The organism is Teredinibacter turnerae T7901, assembly GCF_000023025.1.
GTDB lineage: Bacteria > Pseudomonadota > Gammaproteobacteria > Pseudomonadales > Cellvibrionaceae > Teredinibacter > Teredinibacter turnerae_B.
Genome location: NC_012997.1, coordinates 4476827 through 4492640 on the forward strand (window position 1 = coordinate 4476827; position 15814 = coordinate 4492640).

General features: G+C 52.3%; 11 protein-coding genes. All 11 read left to right on the forward strand.

The annotated features are described in order from the left end of the window. Nucleotide 1: 1 nt before the first annotated feature. Nucleotides 2-3154 carry an efflux RND transporter permease subunit gene (locus TERTU_RS18010; RefSeq protein ID WP_015819095.1) on the forward strand — a complete coding sequence of 1051 codons (3153 nt, stop codon included), beginning with the start codon at nt 2-4 and terminating at the stop codon, nt 3152-3154. Between the two features lie 131 nt (nt 3155-3285). Next, nucleotides 3286-4275, forward strand: coding sequence for a lipid A deacylase LpxR family protein (locus TERTU_RS18015; protein WP_015818675.1), 990 nt, complete (start codon nt 3286-3288; stop codon nt 4273-4275). Between the two features lie 433 nt (nt 4276-4708). After that, complete coding sequence (locus TERTU_RS18020; protein WP_041590314.1) at nt 4709-6322, forward strand: glycoside hydrolase family 44 protein; 1614 nt, start codon at nt 4709-4711, stop codon at nt 6320-6322. 237 nt (nt 6323-6559) lie between these two features. Further along, nucleotides 6560-8506, forward strand: coding sequence for a TonB-dependent receptor domain-containing protein (locus tag TERTU_RS18025; protein ID WP_015817255.1), 1947 nt, complete (start codon nt 6560-6562; stop codon nt 8504-8506). A gap of 163 nt (nt 8507-8669) precedes the next feature. Then, entirely contained in the window at nt 8670-8933 is a 264-nt protein-coding gene (locus TERTU_RS18030; protein WP_015820466.1) for a hypothetical protein, read from the forward strand. Beyond that, a complete protein-coding gene (locus TERTU_RS18035; protein WP_015819999.1) occupies nt 8923-9225 on the forward strand; it encodes a hypothetical protein in 303 nt (100 codons plus the stop codon). The genes TERTU_RS18030 and TERTU_RS18035 overlap by 11 nt, the downstream gene beginning before the upstream one ends. A gap of 44 nt (nt 9226-9269) precedes the next feature. Then, nucleotides 9270-10922 carry a PepSY-associated TM helix domain-containing protein gene (locus TERTU_RS18040; protein WP_015819539.1) on the forward strand — a complete coding sequence of 551 codons (1653 nt, stop codon included), beginning with the start codon at nt 9270-9272 and terminating at the stop codon, nt 10920-10922. A 424-nt stretch (nt 10923-11346) separates the two neighbouring features. Further along, nucleotides 11347-12531, forward strand: coding sequence for an isochorismate synthase (locus tag TERTU_RS18045; RefSeq protein ID WP_015819844.1), 1185 nt, complete (start codon nt 11347-11349; stop codon nt 12529-12531). Next, nucleotides 12528-14144, forward strand: coding sequence for a (2,3-dihydroxybenzoyl)adenylate synthase (locus tag TERTU_RS18050; protein ID WP_015817154.1), 1617 nt, complete (start codon nt 12528-12530; stop codon nt 14142-14144). The genes TERTU_RS18045 and TERTU_RS18050 overlap by 4 nt, the downstream gene beginning before the upstream one ends. Before the next feature lie 25 nt (nt 14145-14169). Then, nucleotides 14170-15048 carry an isochorismatase family protein gene (locus TERTU_RS18055; protein WP_015816823.1) on the forward strand — a complete coding sequence of 293 codons (879 nt, stop codon included), beginning with the start codon at nt 14170-14172 and terminating at the stop codon, nt 15046-15048. Continuing rightward, a complete protein-coding gene (gene dhbA / locus TERTU_RS18060) occupies nt 15045-15812 on the forward strand; it encodes a 2,3-dihydro-2,3-dihydroxybenzoate dehydrogenase (RefSeq protein WP_015818365.1) in 768 nt (255 codons plus the stop codon). The genes TERTU_RS18055 and dhbA overlap by 4 nt, the downstream gene beginning before the upstream one ends. The last annotated feature ends 2 nt before the right edge of the window (nt 15813-15814 follow it).

Here is a 15814-nt window from a genome sequence, read left to right on the forward strand (position 1 = left end):
CATGGCGCGTTTTTTTATTGATCGCCCTGTTTTCGCATGGGTGATCGCAATCGTCATTATGTTGGCTGGGGTGCTGGCCATTGTCCAGTTGCCTGTCGCCCAGTACCCGGAAGTTGCACCACCGTCGGTGTCTATTCGCGCGAGTTACCCGGGCGCCTCCGCCAAGGTGGTAGAAGACTCTGTGGTGCAGATCATCGAGCAAAACCTCACCGGCGTGGACAACATGCAATATATGTCTTCCACCAGCGATTCCAGCGGTACTGCCGAGGTAACCCTCACCTTCGTCGCCGGAACCGACCCGGATATCGCCCAGGTACAGGTGCAAAACAAATTGCAGGCCGCGATGCCATTGCTGCCGAACGAAGTGCAACAGCAAGGTATTCGGGTTACCAAATCCACCGCCGGGTTTTTAATGGTACTGGGTTTTGTGTCGGAAGACGGCAGCCTGGACAAGTACGATATTTCCGACTTTATTGCAGCCAACGTGCGCGAACCGCTGAGCCGGGTTAATGGTGTGGGCACAATCCAGCTGTTCGGCTCGCAATACGCCATGCGCATCTGGCTGGACGCCCACAAGATGGCCGCCTACGACTTCACCACTGTCGATGTGGTCAACGCCATCCGCGCACAAAATGCTCAAATCGCCGCCGGCGAATTGGGTGGCGCACCTGCCTTACCCGGGCAGGACATCAACGCCAGTATTGTGGTGCAAACCCGGCTGAACAACGCCCAGCAGTTCAGCAACATTTTACTGCGGGTCAATCCAGACGGTTCGCAAATTACACTCGGCGACGTCGCACGCGTGGAAATGGGCGCAGAAAACTACCAATTTGAAACCGAATACAACAACCAAGCCGCCACCGGGCTTGCGGTCACTCTCGCCTCTGGTGCCAATGCACTGGAAACAGCGGATGCGGTCATGGCGCGTATTGAAGACCTCAAACCCTTCTTCCCCCACGGACTCACAGTGGTGAAGGCGTTTGATACCACGCCCTTCGTCAAGCTATCGATTGAAGGCGTCGTACACACCCTGATCGAAGCCATCGTGCTGGTATTTCTGGTGATGTACCTGTTTCTACAAAACTTCCGTGCCACGCTCATCCCAACCATTGCGGTACCGGTGGTGCTGATGGGCACTTTTGCCACACTGCTGGCATTTGGCTTTTCGGTAAACACCCTGACCATGTTCGCCATGGTGCTGGCTATCGGCCTGTTGGTGGACGATGCGATTGTAGTGGTGGAGAACGTCGAGCGTGTCATGCACGAAGATAATCTCGGGCCGCGCGAAGCAACACGCAAATCCATGTCGCAGATTACCGGTGCCCTTATTGGTATCGCCCTGGTACTGTCGGCCGTCTTTATTCCGATGGCGTTCTTTGGCGGTTCCACCGGGATTATCTACCGCCAGTTTTCGATCACCATTGTGTCTGCCATGCTGCTCTCGGTAGTGGTCGCCCTAACCCTGACCCCGGCACTGTGTGCCAGTATGTTGCGTAAGAGCGATGTCGACCACTACGCACGGCGCGGTTTCTTCGGCTGGTTTAACCGTAAATTCGACAGCAGCAGCGACGGCTATCAACGCGGCGTTGGTTATATGTTGGCGCGTAAAGGCCGTTTTATGGTGGTTTATCTGGTAATCGTCGGCGCCCTGGCACTGCTGTTTGGCCGCCTGCCAGGCTCCTTCCTGCCCGACGAGGATCAGGGCATTATGTTCACTCAGATGTCGTTGCCCGTGGGCTCCACCAAAGAGCGCTCGATGGCGGTCATGGATAAAGTGGAAAGCTATTTCCTCGAGCAGGAGAAAGCCAACGTGGAATCGGTATTCTCGGTAATCGGTTTCAGTTTCAGCGGACGTGGTCAGAATAACGGGATTGCCTTCGTGAAGATGCGCGACTGGAGCGAACGAACCGGTGCAGGCCAGGACGTACAGTCCATAGCCGGGCGCGCCATGGGGTACTTCATGCAAATGCGTGAAGCCATGGTATTCCCGTTTGTCCCGCCAGCAATTACCCAGCTCGGCACATCGTCCGGCTTTAACCTGCAGTTAAAAGACCTGAGCGCGCAGGGCCACGATGCACTGATGGCCGCGCGCAATCAGCTATTGGGGATGGCAGCACAGGACAGTCGCCTCGCTCGCGTGCGCCCCAACGGCCAGGAAGATATGCCGCAGTTCAAGCTGGATGTGGATACCGCCCGCGCAGCGGCCCTGGGCGTGTCGGTCGACCAGATCAACGCTGTTTTCTCCACCGCCTGGGCGGCCAGCTATGTTAACGACTTCATCGACAACGGCCGCGTAAAACGGGTGTACGTGCAGGGCGACACCCCCTACCGCATGAATCCCGACGATGTCGGCGACTGGTACGTACGCAACGACAAAGGCGAAATGGTGTCATTCTCCGCGTTTGCCAGTGGCCGCTGGATCTATGGCTCGCCGCGCCTTGAGCGCTACAACGGTATATCCAGTGTGAATATTCAGGGTCAGGGCGCACCGGGCGTCAGCTCCGGGGAGGCTATGGCAATTATGGAAGAGTTGGCGGCGAAATTACCTCCTGGCTTTGGCTATGAATGGACGGGTATGTCACTGCAGGAGCGCCAATCCGGCGATCAGGCACCGATGCTGTATGCGCTATCGATTCTGGTCGTGTTTTTGTGTTTGGCCGCGCTCTATGAAAGCTGGTCAGTGCCAATCGCGGTGATGATGGTGGTACCTCTCGGGGTAATCGGCGCACTGCTGTTCGCCATGCTGCGCGGTATGTCTAACGACGTCTACTTCCAAGTGGGGCTGCTCACCACTATAGGGTTGTCGGCGAAAAACGCGATTCTTATCGTCGAATTCGCTCGAGCAATTTACGAGGAAGAGAAAAAATCACTGATTGAGGCCACAATGGAAGCGGTACGCATGCGTTTACGGCCGATCATCATGACCTCCCTGGCGTTTGGTCTTGGTGTGTTACCGCTGGTGATCGCCTCGGGTGCCGGTTCCGGCAGCCAGAACGCGATCGGAACCGGGGTGTTCGGCGGTGTCTTGAGTGCTACCGCACTGGCGATTTTTTTCGTCCCTGTATTCTTTGTGGTGGTGTTTCAATTGAGCCATCGCTTTGGCAACAAAACCGCGGAAAGCAGCGACAAACCAGCGGAAACTCAATCGACCTAACGCAGCATCAATACGATTCATACCTAGATCCATATCCACACTCGAACCCAAAACTCACAGGGTTCTCGGCAATTAAACTGGGCAGCCGCCCGGTTTAATTGTCGCTTCAAATAAACACACGATGGACTTCCATGAACAAAGCACTCGCCAGCCTGTTGTTTTTTGCCCTGCCAGCCTACGCCGAAACCAATATCCGTTTTTTTAACGTCATTTACGAAAATGATATTTTTTTTCAGGAAGACGGTGGCTACACCAACGGATTTGCGCTGAATTACGCCCGCGGATTCGATGCGCCTTTCAGCGAAAAAAATGCCCCTGCGTTTTTACTACCGCTCGTGGAGCGCGCAGGTTTCAACCGCGCCAGCGACCGTATGCGCGGCATCAGCTATCAGTTTGGCCAGATCATGAGTACCCCGGAAGACATCACCACACCGGAGCTGATTGCGGACCAACAGCCTTACGCCGGCCTGTTGATGGGGCGCATCAATTTTTACGGACTCACCGAGCAGAGCAGTCGTCGGTTGGGTTTTATTGCCGGTGTCGTGGGCCCCGCCAGTGGCGCGGAACAATCGCAAAAACTGGTGCACCATCTGACCGGTTCCGAACAACCGCAGGGCTGGGACAACCAGCTCAAAACTGAACCCGTGTTTCGCCTGGAGTCATCTCGTACCCGACGTCTATGGACCACTCAGTTTGGCCGTACTCTGGGCGGCGACGTTTCAGCCATTGCAGAGGGTGGTATCGGCAACCTTTCCAGTGATCTTGGCTTTGGTATGCGCCTGCGTTTCGGCGCGCGTTTGAACGAGAGTTTCCCTATCGCTATGGATCTACCTGGGCGCGAAATCAATCCAACCGCAGGAATGCACAACACCCACTGGCATTTTTTTATTAACCTGGAGGGACGCTACGTGTTTAACGATATTCTGATTGAAGGTAACAGCTACCAGGACAGTCACGGCGTTGAACTCACCCACGAACAGGCACGCCTGGGGTTCGGGGCGTCGATTAATCTGGGTAACTGGGCATTTACCTACGAAGGCGCATTTACCAGCAAGGAATACGCGACTCAACCCGGTACCGGAAAATTCGGTTCCATCAGCTTCACTTATCGCCTGCGCTAAACCTCGACGCTAGAACCCATGCCAGCCGATAAGGCCAATGCAAAAAGCCATACGTAGCAGGCCCAGCGGCTTTATCAATTTCAAACATACACGTCAAAATAATTTATTTGGCGAAGTCGACAAACCAGAAGATAAACTTTTCGTTTTTTTAAACCTTTAACGCGACGAAATTCTAAGTTTTTTTGCAAAAACTCCAAGGCGCTGCCGTTGTATTCAGCAGCGCCGCCAACCACACTGTGCGAGCGCCGACGCGAAGATTTCAACCGCGATTAGCGCGCCTATAACAATAACAATCGTTACACGTCGCACGTATACCGCTCGCAACTATCCAGTCATACATTTGCTTTTAACAGCTCCTCGCGGGCGCTCTGCGGCTGTGTATTCAATCTATCCACAATTGGAATATCGAATTTCACAACAGGAGCTCTCCACCATGAGAATACGTTTAGCGACGCTCGCGCTCTGCGCAGCGCTGAGCCCAGTCACCTTTGCAGATAATGTAACCGTACAAATCGACGCCGACGGCGGTAAAAAACTCATCAGCCGAGCCCTTTACGGCATGAATAACTCCAACGCAGAAAGCCTTACCGATACTGACTGGCAGCGTTTTCGCGATGCAGGTGTGCGCATGCTGCGGGAAAATGGCGGCAACAACAGCACCAAATATAACTGGCAACTGCACCTGAGCAGTCATCCGGATTGGTACAACAATGTCTACGCCGGCAACAACAACTGGGACAACCGGGTAGCCCTGATTCAGGAAAACCTGCCCGGCGCCGACACCATGTGGGCATTCCAGCTCATCGGTAAGGTCGCGGCGACTTCTGCCTACAACTTTAACGATTGGGAATTCAACCAGTCGCAATGGTGGACCGGCGTCGCTCAGAATCTCGCTGGCGGCGGTGAACCCAATCTGGACGGCGGCGGCGAAGCGCTGGTTGAAGGAGACCCCAATCTCTACCTCATGGATTGGTCGCCAGCCGACACTGTGGGTATTCTCGACCACTGGTTTGGCGTAAACGGGCTGGGCGTGCGGCGTGGCAAAGCCAAATACTGGAGTATGGATAACGAGCCCGGCATCTGGGTTGGCACCCACGACGATGTAGTGAAAGAACAAACGCCGGTAGAAGATTTCCTGCACACCTATTTCGAAACCGCCAAAAAAGCCCGCGCCAAATTTCCCGGTATTAAAATCACCGGTCCGGTGCCCGCTAATGAGTGGCAGTGGTATGCCTGGGGCGGTTTCTCGGTACCCCAGGAACAAGGGTTTATGAGCTGGATGGAGTATTTCATCAAGCGGGTGTCTGAAGAGCAACGCGCAAGTGGTGTTCGCCTCCTCGATGTACTCGATCTGCACTACTACCCCGGCGCTTACAATGCGGAAGATATCGTGCAATTACATCGCACGTTCTTCGACCGCGACTTTGTTTCACTGGATGCCAACGGGGTGAAAATGGTAGAAGGTGGCTGGGATGACAGCATCAACAAGGAATATATTTTCGGGCGAGTGAACGATTGGCTCGAGGAATATATGGGGCCAGACCATGGTGTAACCCTGGGCTTAACCGAAATGTGCGTGCGCAATGTGAATCCGATGACTACCGCCATCTGGTATGCCTCCATGCTCGGCACCTTCGCGGATAACGGCGTCGAAATATTCACCCCATGGTGCTGGAACACCGGAATGTGGGAAACACTCCACCTCTTCAGCCGCTACAACAAACCTTATCGGGTCGCCTCCAGCTCCAGTCTTGAAGAGTTTGTCAGCGCCTACAGCTCCATTAACGAAGCAGAAGACGCCATGACGGTACTTCTGGTGAATCGTTCCACTAGCGAGACCCACACCGCCACTGTCGCTATCGACGATTTCCCACTGGATGGCCCCTACCGCACCCTGCGCTTACACAACCTGCCGGGGGAGGAAACCTTCGTATCTCACCGAGACAACGCCCTGGAAAAAGGTACAGTGCGCGCCAGCGACAATACGGTAACACTGGAGTTGCCCCCTCTGTCCGTTACTGCAATATTGCTCAAGGCCCGGCCCTAACGGGGGGCACGTCAACGGGGTTGTTCCTCTTCCACGCCAAGCCATAAACGGTGAGCCCATGCGGCTCATCGCCTGCCTATTACCGCTGTACAACCCGGCTCAGATCAAAAAATTGTGTGTCCGATAAAACATCGGTCTTGCATTTTATTTTCTATTAATGATAATGCGAATAATTATCATATAGATTTAATAGTATAACTTTATCGCTTATCGCAAATTGATTTACCGGGGGTTTAGATGTTTAACAGGAAATTATTATTGGCCACGGCCATCGCGAGTGCCGCTGCAAGTCTGCCGACATTCGCACAGGACAACGACGAAGCGTCGTCACGACTGGAAACCATGATCGTAACCGCGTCGCTCACGGCCAAGACCACACAGACCGCGCCTGCGTTTACCAGCGTTATTACCGGCGACGATATACTCGCGACCCCCATCACTGCGCTCCCCGAAATACTGGGGCAAACCGCCGGTGTTAACGATTACTCCGACGCCAGCGGCCGCGACAGCCTGCGTTTGCGCGGCCTCGATGGCCAGTACACACTCATTCTGGTTAACGGCAAGCGGGTATCTTCTTCCAGCGCGCTCTGGCGCGGAGGGGATTTCGACCTGAGCTCAGTGCCTTTATCCAGCATTCAACAGGTTGAAATTGTACGCGGCCCCATGTCCTCCCTCTACGGCGCCGATGCCATGGGTGGTGTCATTAACATTATCACTAAAGCACCAGAGGACGAGTGGAGCGGGCAGGTGAACGGCGAGTATCGCTCAGTGTTAACTGGCGAGGGCGGTACGCAAGCGCGCCTAGGTGCGGCAGCGCAAGGTCGCCTGAATGAGCAACTGGCACTGTCGGTTGCGCTGGACACCTTAAGTCGCGATGCCTGGTATATCGACGGCGAGGAAGAAGGCGTAAATTCGCCCAAACTCGAAGAAAAAGAAGCCACCAACGTGGCAGCAACACTGACCTGGAACCTGGCAGACAATCAGAAACTCGATTTTGACCTAGGCGTAAACCAGGACAACCGCCCTTACGATACCTTCTATGCCGCAGGCGACAGCAAAGATTACCGCGAGCAGGAAATCAGCCGTAACACCCTGGGCGTAAGTTACCTCGGTGAATGGGGCTGGGGTAACACCAGCCTGCAATTACAGCGCGAAGACGCGGCCATCGACGACTTTAATTCCCGCTACGACGAACCCCAGAACCGCGAACTGACAGAAGAAAATCTGTCTCTCAAAGGCTACACCAACTTTGCTGCAGGAAAATATAACGCGTTAACCGTTGGTTTTGACTATCGCCAGCAAACCGTTGGCGACGATGTCAGCTACGCGCAAACCGGTGAAGTGTCGATCACTGACAAAGCACTCTTCCTGCAAGACGAAATCAGCCTCGGCGAACGCGTCACCTTAACCCTGGGTGGGCGTATGGACGACAACGAATTTTTCGGCAGTCACTTTACCCCTCGCGCGTATGTGGTAGTCGAACTGACCGACAGCATCGCGGTAAAAGGTGGCTACGCAGAGGCATTTAAGGCACCCGGCGCTTACCAACTGAGTAGCGAATACAGCATCGTCAGTTGCGGCGGCAGTTGCTTCCTGAGCGGCGACGAAGATCTCGAACCGGAAACCAGCGCCAACATCGAGGCCGGAATTTCCATCGCTAAGAGCAACTGGGACCTCAGCCTGGTGTACTTCCAGAACGATGTGGACGATATGATTTCCGCCTTGTACGACGCAGACACGAACAGCCGCTACTGGTCCAACGTCGACAAAGTAAAAACCAAAGGTTTCGAAGTTGAGGGCACCTTCGCTATCACCGATGCGCTTTCGCTAAGCGGTAACCTGACCAAATTGGACACCGAAAATGTCGGCACCGGCGATAAACTGGAAAACCGCCCTGAAATTCAGGCCAACGTGAGCCTGAACTGGAAAATTCTGGATAAGCTTTCCAGCAGTCTTTCGGCCAACCATATTGGCGAGCAGGAAATTTACGTATGGCCGGACTACCAGACACTGCCAGCCTATACCCGTTACGACCTGGGATTGAGCAGCCCACTATCCTCGTCATTCACCCTGCGCGCAGGCATAAAAAACCTGACTGACGTACAAACCCAGGAGGAAGACGCCAATTTCAATACCTTTGAACTTGGACGCAACGTGTATTTGAGTGCGACTTATAGCTTCTAGCCCGGCGTAAGCATGTACCGGAGCTGGGCACCCGGATTTAAATAGCGAGACAGAAACACATACTCACTGGTCGCCGCACAGCAAATACCACCAATCTGCTGCACGGCGACTTTATCTCAACTGAACGCCACAAATTTTCATACAGTTAAAGGGAGAGATTAACGTGTTTTTCATTTTTTTCATCAGCGTTACCGGCGCTTGTACACTGTTTTACCTCACTCATCCCAATCAGAAAATCAAACCAAAATCATTGCATACCCGCTGGCGTTGGGTTGCGTTACTCTGGTGGATTGCCGGCGTTTACGTCGCAACCGTAACGGTCGCCACCAGCACCGCAATTTTCAGCGCACTCACTATATCCATGGCGGTATGTGGGACTTTGCCCTTTTTTCAACTCTTTTTTGGAGGGCAACACCATGCCCAATAGCGCTGCGCGAAAACCTAAAATTCAACCGGACTGGTGGCGAAAAACCATTGCAGGTGCGGTCCTGGGATTTTCCCTGGCACTCTGTTTGAGCGGATTATTTGCGTGGCTGGGCCCAGGTGGACTCAGTGCTGAAAACAAAACACAGTTTGTGATGTGGTCCATCGCCCCGATATGGATGCTGCTGTTCGCCACTGTTTATTTGTTCCAGACTGGCAATCGCGCGTTGCTCAGTTACGGCACCGCCAACCTGCTGGCATACAGCGCATTATTTTTTATTAAGCATAATTTTTAACAACCGCTTATCAATTCCAAATTTTTAAATAGCAAGTGAAGCGCATGAAATTACGCAGCGATATTCTCAAGGTTTACCAATCACTCCATACCTGGACAGGCATCGTTGCCGGGCTCCTGCTCTTTATCGCGTTCTACGCTGGCGCACTCACTATGTTCAAGCAACCGATCGATCGCTGGTTGAACCCACCCTCACAACGCATGGCGCCGCTGGCAATCGAAGATTACGATTTATTGGTAAATCAGGTGCTAACCGAGCATCCCGAGAGCCACAAAGGTTTCACGTTAAAACTGGAAACCACTGAAAACGTTGTTGCGCCTATTATGTGGAGCACCGCAGGCCGCGGGCACGAAATTGAGTTATCGTCGCCCAACACTTACGCCACTCTCGGGCCCGACAAAGCGTTGGTGGTGCGCGAAACAACCCCATCGGTATTGGCCGAGCTTATCGATATGTTGCACAGAACTGCGGGAATTCCGTTTCTCGCGGGGCACGAATATATTGGAATTTATATTCTCGGTATCGCATCCGTACTCTATTTTCTCGCGCTGGCGTCTGGCGTTATCCTGCTGCTTCCTACCCTGGTAAAAGACTTTTTTGCATTGCGCCCAGGAAAAAACAAAAAACGCTTCTGGCTGGATGCGCACAATATCATCGGCATTACCAGCCTGCCCTTTCACATTATTATCAGCCTCAGCGCGATTGTATTTGCCTTCCACGATCAATTTTACGACGGCCTGCGACAGGTGGTATACCCTGCGCCGGAGACTATGTTTAATCTCGGTGAACAGCCGCCAAAACGCGATTTTTCCGTATACGATATACGCCCAGTAAGCGAGATTCTTGCCGATATAAAAGAACGTGCCCCCAACGTACAAGTCTCAGAATTACTTTATATGAATCTGGACACACCGCGCGCGATGGTGCGCGCCGCCGTAATAGACACAGACTTTATGGTAACCGGCGCACGCGAAGGCTACCTTGGCATTCACCCGTATACCGGCGACGTACTACGCAGCGGCATGCTGCCTGGGCAGGAAGGTACCTGGGGCAGTATTGTTAACAAATTTTTCTCGTTGCATTTCGGAAGTTTTGGCGGCAATCCTATCCGTTGGGTCTACTTTATTCTTGGTATAGGCGGCGCTGTGCTTTTTTATACTGGGAATCTCCTCTGGCTGGAAAAACGGCGTAAAAAATTAAAACGCAATGATGACCTGCCAAGCCAAAGGCGTGCCTGCCATGTGATGGCGCGACTGACTGTGGGCGTGTGTCTCGGATCTATCGCCGGCGTATTCGCGGCAATGGTCAGCGTAAAATGGTTTCACATCCACCTGGAAAATACCAACGTCGCGGCAACCAGTATCTACTATGCAGTATTTCTCGGTGCTGTAGCCTGGGCGTTGTTTCGTGGTGCAGCCCGCGCAGGGGTCGAACTGTGCCTCTTATGTGCAATAACAGCACTACTTATTCCCGCCACCAGTCTGACTGGCGCGCTCTTGCCTGTCCTGGGACCTTGGGCGCACACCAGCATTGGCGTCGTAGCGGTAGACCTGACCGCCCTCATAGGTGCCATCTGCTTTTTCACCTTCGCTAACATTGCCTGGCAGCGCGCTAAAAATGGACCGGCAGATAGCGTGTGGTCGCTGGGCGAAGCCGCGCCAAATACATCACTGGAAACGGCGCCTTTAATCGATTGATCTCCGCGGGCAATGGCAAGATGGCCCGCCAGGCCGGAGTGCAATCACCGGCCTCTTAAATTAGCGTTAACTGAAATTAAATCAAACTGATGGAAATGTATTTGCTTAGGTGCCGCACCAACTTTTTAACTCGGAGATTTAAAAAATATTAATTTTCGAAAAAATAGTTAAATCTAACAACTTACACACAATATAAATCAATAAATCTTTATAAGGCTCATCTATCAATTTACTGTAAAACCTTCTTTTGCGTGATAAAAAAATAATTTTTTATAGAAAAATCACAATTATTTGGCGCGAATTATTTTAGTTGTTTTGTTAACTAGTATTTTTCTCAAAATAACCAAAAGAGCGTTGACAGAAGGCACTTCCGACACAATAATGCGAATCATTCTCATTATTGATAAGTCATCGGAGGTGTCTCATGTCCGTCACATTTGCAGAATCACGTTTATCGGCTCACGCTATTCCCACAGCTTCCAACTTCACGTTTTGCTCCAGCCACCGCAAGCTGCACACTACCGGTATTGCAGAAAATCTTCACCTCCCGATTTTCGAACACAACACCACACAGCGGTTTACTAAATCTCTGCGCTCCGCGTTCCAGCGTGCGCATGCAAATGGTATCTCAAACCCGATTGTGGTTGGCGCTATTCCATTTGACCTTACCCAGCCATGCAGCCTGTTTATTCCGGTCGAAAGCCACTTTGGAACCACGCCTATTGTTAACCAGTTCAGCAAACGCGACCCGATAGAAATCGTGAACCGGCGCAGTTTTCCAGAGGAAGCGCGGTATAAACAATCAGTAAAACAAGCCATCGCAAATTTTCAATTAAGCGACATTCGCAAAGCGGTACTCTCCCGTGTGTTAGAACTGGATTTAAACACTCAACTTCCAGCAAATACCCTTTTTCACAGCCTGCAACACCAAAACCCCACCGGCTATCATTTTAGTGTCCCCCTGGAAGATGGCGGTCAACTGGTTGGCGTCAGTCCAGAGTTACTGATCCGCAAAGAAGCCGAGTGGATTACCTCTAATCCACTGGCCGGTTCAACACGGCGTTTGCGCAATGCCGACGACGATACGGCTGCGGCGCTAGCGCTCCAGTCATCACACAAAGATCTCTACGAACACCGGCTCGTAATTGAAGAAATAAATCGTGTATTGCAACCTTTTTGCTCTGAACTGGATATCCCCGCTGCACCGTCACTACTGAACACCGAAACCATGTGGCATTTATCGACCTTAATTCGCGGTCGTTTAAGCAATGCCAATATCAGCGCTTTGGACATCGCCAGCGCTTTGCACCCCACACCTGCCGTTTGTGGCTACCCAACACCGTTGGCACACAAACTTATTAACCTGGTGGAATCTTTCGACCGCGGATTATTCGCAGGCATGGTGGGCTGGCAGGATAGCGACGGCAATGGTGAATGGGCAGTGACGATTCGCTGCGGTATCGTGCGCGGAAACCAGGTCTCCCTCTTTGCAGGAGCCGGTATCGTGGAAGACTCCTGTCCGGAATCCGAATGGGCGGAAACTCAGGCCAAACTGCAAACCATGCTTAAAGCCCTACCTATACAGGCAAACGCGGAGGCAGCACAGTGAGTCAACAACACCTGCCGTCCAATACTGTTGAATTCACGCCCTGGCCTAACGATATAGCGCATCAATATCGAGACAAAGGCTACTGGTTGGATTTGCCACTCACGGAAATTCTAAGCGAGCACCGCAATTCAGACAGTATCGCGATAGTCTGCGGTGAGCGCACCTATACCTACCGTGAACTGGACTCTGCGAGTTCTCTGCTGGCGCTTCATTTCTGTGAACATGGCCTTGGCCCGGGTGATACGGCACTGGTGCAATTGCCCAATGTCGCCGAGTTGTATATTACTTTTTTTGCATTGCTCAAAGCGGGTATCGCGCCAGTTAACGCCCTGTTTAATCATCAGCGGTTGGAGTTAACTGAGTATGCCCGTCAATTAGAGCCAAGCCTGTTAATTGCATCTCGCGACCACGCATTGTTTGCCGACGACGGCTATCTAGAAGAGTTAAAGGCATTAACTAACATTCGCCTGACGCTGTTTCACCGCGAAAATCTAACACGCGTCTTTGACAAGAACATGGAGAGCAAAACAACCAATAGTTTTCTGCCAACAAATCCGGAACAGGTTGCTTTCTTTCAACTGTCAGGCGGAAGTACCGGTACACCTAAACTTATTCCACGTACCCACAACGATTATTTTTACAGCGTAAGACGCAGTGTGGAAATCTGTGGGTTCTCGCCCAGCACCCGATTTTTAGTCGCCTTGCCTGCTGCGCATAATTTCCCACTCAGTTCACCCGGGGCACTCGGCGTATTGTTCGCGGGTGGAACCCTGGTTATGGCGAGCAATCCGGAACCTACACGTTGTTTCGAGCTTATCGACCAGCACTCAGTTAATACCACCGCGCTGGTGCCATCGGCTGTTCTCTTATGGCTCGCCCACGCGGCGACTGCGCGTGAAAAACTGCGCACGCTGACGTTGCTGCAAGTTGGTGGTGCTAATTTTTCAGAGTCCACTGCACGGCGCGTGCCCGTTGAACTTGGCTGCAAATTGCAGCAGGTATTTGGCATGGCTGAAGGATTAGTGAATTACACACGCTTGGATGACAGCGATGAAGTGATCTTTACCAGTCAGGGCCGCCCGATGAGTCCGAACGACGAAATTCGCATTATTAACAGCGAGGGCGAGGACGTGGCACCTGGCCACACGGGCCAGCTGATTACCCGAGGCCCTTACACCATTCGCGGCTACTACAAGACACCGCAACACAATAGCCGTGCCTTTGATAATCAAGGGTTTTACTACTCGGGCGACCTGGTACAGCAAACGCCCGACGGAAATATTCGTGTGGTAGGGCGTGTTAAAGACCAGATTAATCGCGGTGGCGAAAAAATTGCCGCTGAAGAAATCGAAAATCTCTTGGTGAAACACCCACAAATTATTAACGCCGCATTAGTCGCATTGCCCGACGAGCGACTCGGCGAAAAGAGCTGCGCCTGCCTGGTCACTCAGGACGAAAAAATCAAACCCCTTGTGGTACGTAAATTTTTACGTGCGCAAGGCGTCGCTGAATTCAAACTGCCAGATCACATTGCGGTGCTACCGGAATTTCCATTAACCGCGGTTGGCAAAATCAATAAAAAAGCCTTGCGCGCACACATGCAGAACTTGTGAAAAACTTTACCGAAGGAGACCCATTATGAGTATTCCACAGATTAATTCTTATCCGCTTCCTGCAGCAAGCCAACTGCCTACAAACCGGGTTAACTGGCCACTGGATACCTCTCGCGCGGCCGTACTGGTGCACGATATGCAAAACTATTTCGCGCGCTACTACGGCGATAACAATCCACTACTCGAGAAGGTGATCGAAAATATTGCGCTGATTCTGAACTGGGCACGCGCGCAGGGTCTGCCAATTATTTATACCGCGCAACCATCGGAGCAACCACCGGCTCAGCGTGCCCTGCTCAACGACATGTGGGGGCCTGGTCTTACCGACGCCACCCCCGAGTTGCAAAATATTATTCCTGCTCTGGCCCCACAACCCGGCGACACTACATTAGTAAAGTGGCGCTACAGTGCATTTCAACGCACCCATTTGCAGGATCTATTGCAGGAAGGTAAGCGCGACCAGCTCATTATCGTCGGCATTTACGCCCACATTGGCTGCCTGACTACAGCGCTCGATGCCTTTATGCGCGATATCAAACCGTTTTTTATTGCAGATGCAGTCGCTGATTTCACTGAGGATGATCATCGCATGTCGCTGGACTATGTCGCAGGTCGATGTGGCCAGGTTATGTCTTGTGGCCAGGTCATATCTACAGGCACAAGCGATAACCCCTCGCTCACCCGCGAATCTCTGCAACAGCAATTACTCACGTTAATTGACGAAACCGAATTGGATTTTGACCCGGACGAAAATCTGGTGGACTACGGCTTGGACTCGGTTCAGGTCATGCAATTAATCGGAGAATGGAAAAAGCACGGGCTCGACTTTCATTTTGAAGAACTGGCTCGCCAGCCAACCTTTAACAGCTGGTGGCAACTGATAGAAAGTAAACGTGCCGCATGAACAGCCTCGTCGAAGCATTAAATTTTTCCGGTAAACAGGTGTGGATTACCGGTGCCGGGCGCGGTATTGGCTATGCCATAGCCGAGAGTTTTTACCGTGCCGGCGCACAGGTCACCGGGCTGGATTGCGCATTTCCACAGCACGAATACCCCTTTGCCACGGTGAAATGTGACCTGTGCAAACCGGAGGAAATTCGCGCGTGTTGCCAGCGTTTATTCGTTGAGAATGGCCAAATCGACGTACTGGTAAACGCTGCCGGGATTTTGCGATTTGCGGAAATAACAGAACTGACTGAGGACGACTGGCAAGCCAGCTTGGACGTTAATGTCAGCGCTGTTTTTCACCTAATACAACAGTGTATTCCCCGGTTTAAACAGCAAAAATCTGGCGTTATTGTCAATATTGCATCGAATGCAGCACGCGTTCCCCGCATGGGTATGGCCGCCTACTGCGCGTCAAAGGCCGCACTGGAAAGCTTTAGTCACTGTATCGCATTGGAGCTTGCAGCCTATGGCGTGCGCTGCAATCTGGTATCGCCGGGCTCCACCAACACCCCCATGTTGCAAAACATGCTAAGCAACGACGCTGGATTCGAACGCACCATTCAAGGCTCGCTCGCCACATTTAAGAATGGTATTCCCCTGCGCAAAATCGCGCACCCCAATGATATAGCCAACAGCGTGCTGTTTCTCGCATCCGATCTCGCCAGCCACATCACACTGCACAACTTAGTGGTTGATGGCGGCGCTACACTCTCAGCCTGAAG